The organism is Azonexus sp. (assembly GCF_036170495.1).
GTDB lineage: Bacteria > Pseudomonadota > Gammaproteobacteria > Burkholderiales > Rhodocyclaceae > Azonexus.
The window spans coordinates 1-2,858 of sequence record NZ_JAVHPH010000289.1; the positions used below are offsets into that span (position 1 = coordinate 1).

The window sequence follows — 2,858 nt, forward strand, 5'->3', positions numbered from 1 at the left end:
TATGAAGGTTTCCATAAAACTTCTCCGATTTTCAGTGGCACACCGACCCAACGACGCAGACCCGTAACCAACGCGGCCACCCGCACCCAGGCTGGGGCACGTTGCGCATGCAACTGAACTAGCAAAAAACCCGCCAAATCTGGCGCCTGGCAGGCGAGCGGTCGCGATTGTAGTCATGGGGGTGACAACGCCCGGCTGGCTACTTTGCGGGTTTACCCTGAAAACTCAAAATCATTAGCAATCCTTACGATGGATCAACGCGCCTGATGGTTGCGCGCTTGAAGCAAGCGCAATTTCTCGGCAATGCGTATTTCCAGACCGCGCTCGACCGGCTGGTAAAACGCTGGGTCCGGCATGCCGTCGGGCAGGTAGCGCTCACCGGCCGCAAATGCGTCGGGCTCGTCGTGCGCGTAGCGGTAACCTTTGCCGTAGTCAAGCTCCTTCATCAGCCGCGTAGGCGCGTTGCGCAGGTGCAGGGGCACCGGCCGACTACTGTCCTGTTTGACCCAGGCGCGCGCAGCGTTGAACGCCTTGTAAGCCGCATTGCTTTTGGGTGCCACCGCCAGATACAGCACGCATTGGGCCAGCGCCAGTTCACCTTCGGGCGTGCCCAGGCGCTCATACACTTCGGCTGCGTCCAGCGCCAGACGCAAGGCACGCGGATCGGCCAGGCCGATGTCTTCGCTGGCCATGCGGATCAGGCGACGCGCCAGGTAGCGCGGGTCAGCACCACCGTCGAGCATACGCACCAGCCAGTACAGCGCAGCGTCGGGGTCGGAGCCGCGCACACTTTTATGCAGCGCAGAAATGGTGTCGTAAAACTGCTCACCGCCCTTGTCGTAGCGACGCAGTCGTTCACCCAGCACCTGCAACAGCCAGGCGTCGGAGATGTTTTGGCGCTGTTGCTGCTGTGCCGCTACGGCCAGCGCCTCGAGCGTATTGAGCAGTCGCCGCGCGTCACCATCCGCGTAGCCTACCAGCCGTTCAATCGCTTCTGGTTCAACCACTGGCAGCGCCTGTTGCGCTTGGGCTGAGGCCACAATTTGCTTTAAATCTTCCGGGGTCAAGGCCTGCAATACATAAACCGTGGCGCGCGACAACAGCGCCGAATTCACCTCAAACGACGGGTTCTCGGTGGTGGCACCGACAAAGGTGAACAGACCGCTTTCCACGTGCGGCAAAAAAGCGTCTTGCTGGCTTTTGTTGAAACGATGCACCTCATCCACAAACACCAGCGTGCGTCGGCCCTGCTGCTGCGCCAGTTGGGCACGCTCCACTGCTCCGCGGATGTCTTTAACGCCGCCCAGCACCGCGCTGATGGTGATGAACTGCGCATCAAACGCGTCGGCCATCAAGCGCGCAATCGTGGTTTTGCCAGTACCCGGCGGCCCCCAGAAAATGCAGCTATGCGGTTGGCCCGATTCAAACGCCAGCCGCAACGCCATGCCCTCGCCCAGCAAATGACGCTGCCCCACCACGTCGGCCAGAGTGCGCGGGCGCAGCCGTTCGGCCAGCGGCACCGCGCTGGTGCCAGCGACAGACTTCATCCGGTCAACACGACCCGGTTGCGACCGCCTTTTTTGGCAGCCGTGTGGTCATAACCAGTTGCACCGACTTGGCGTCATCAACCAGCAAAATTTTCATCAATCATCCTGTTCAGGGTTATTCCGAGGAAGACACATGCATGATAAGCCCCGGTGTGCCCTGGCACCGCTACCCCATTTATGTCGTTGACACGCGAAGCAGGCACCTTGAGCGACTGCGCCAGCGCATTGGCGCTGATGCCCAGCGGCTTCAGATAGTCCTCACGCAAAATTTCGCCAGGGTGAACCGGGCGAAGACCATTTTTGGGGGCTGCAAGGGTCATGGTTTACTCCAACAGATCAGTGGTAATCAACAATTTTGACGTAATGAACGCCTATTGATGATCGAACGAAACGATCATGCGCAGATTTCTTAACGGTAAGTCAACCATGCAAGCTAAAGACTTCCACGAATGTAAACTTCGCGCCGATGCGTAGGAGATTTGTATCGTCATGTCTTGAGCGAATGCTATTTTCGTATTATGAACATCAGAATTTTTTGTGCCGTAGCACAGACGCATTCCCCACAAAGCGACCTGAGAAAGCAACAAAATGACATACAACCCCGCGCGGGCACTGGAACTGCTTCGAATGGGCTCAGGAAAAGCAAATGCGACCTTTCGCAATGGCCAAGAAGATGCGATTCGCCACATCGTCGACGGGCGAGGCCGCCTGCTGGTCGTTCAGAAGACAGGATGGGGGAAGAGTTTCGTCTACTTCATCGCAACGAAGCTGCTACGCGAAGGCGGCAACGGCCCAGCACTGCTGATCTCCCCGCTGCTGGCGCTGATGCGCAACCAGATCGCCGCGGCAGAGCGAATGGGCGTTCGCGCCGCAACGATCAACTCCGACAACGTCAATGACTGGACCCAAGTCGAGGCCAAACTTGCCCGGGGAGAGGTGGATATCCTCTTGATCTCACCCGAGCGTCTGGCAAACGAGCGCTTCCGGACTCAAATGCTGGTCGGCATCGCTGCACAGATATCGATGCTGGTCATCGACGAAGCGCACTGCATCTCCGACTGGGGCCATGACTTCCGCCCGCACTACCGCCTGCTGGAGCGGATCGTCAAGACGCTGCCCCCCAACCTACGGCTGCTGGCCACCACGGCAACAGCAAACAACCGCGTGATGGAGGACCTTGCAGCCGTGCTCGGTCCGAAGCTCGAAGTCTCGCGCGGCGACTTGAATCGCACCTCCCTGTCCCTGCAAACGATCCGCTTGCCCAGCCAGGCCGAACGTCTGGCGTGGCTGGCGCAGCAACTGGCCGTGCTG

3 protein-coding genes are annotated in these 2,858 nt (G+C 59.2%); 1 reads left to right on the plus strand and 2 read right to left on the minus strand.

Annotated elements, in window-relative coordinates:
• Positions 1-254: 254 nt before the first annotated feature.
• Together ADADOO_RS10300 and ADADOO_RS10305 are read right to left on the minus strand one after the other, a co-directional pair.
• Positions 255-1,547: a replication-associated recombination protein A gene (locus ADADOO_RS10300; RefSeq protein WP_511277289.1), complete on the minus strand. Its 1,293-nt coding sequence runs from the start codon at positions 1,545-1,547 to the stop codon at positions 255-257.
• A gap of 77 nt (positions 1,548-1,624) precedes the next feature.
• On the minus strand, positions 1,625-1,867 hold the full coding sequence (locus ADADOO_RS10305) for a helix-turn-helix transcriptional regulator (protein ID WP_511277291.1): 243 nt from the start codon (positions 1,865-1,867) through the stop codon (positions 1,625-1,627).
• 268 nt (positions 1,868-2,135) lie between these two features.
• Here ADADOO_RS10305 and ADADOO_RS10310 point away from each other — a divergent pair.
• Positions 2,136-2,858, plus strand: a 723-nt coding sequence (locus ADADOO_RS10310) for a DEAD/DEAH box helicase (protein ID WP_511277293.1), incomplete at its 3' end; no start/stop codon positions are given.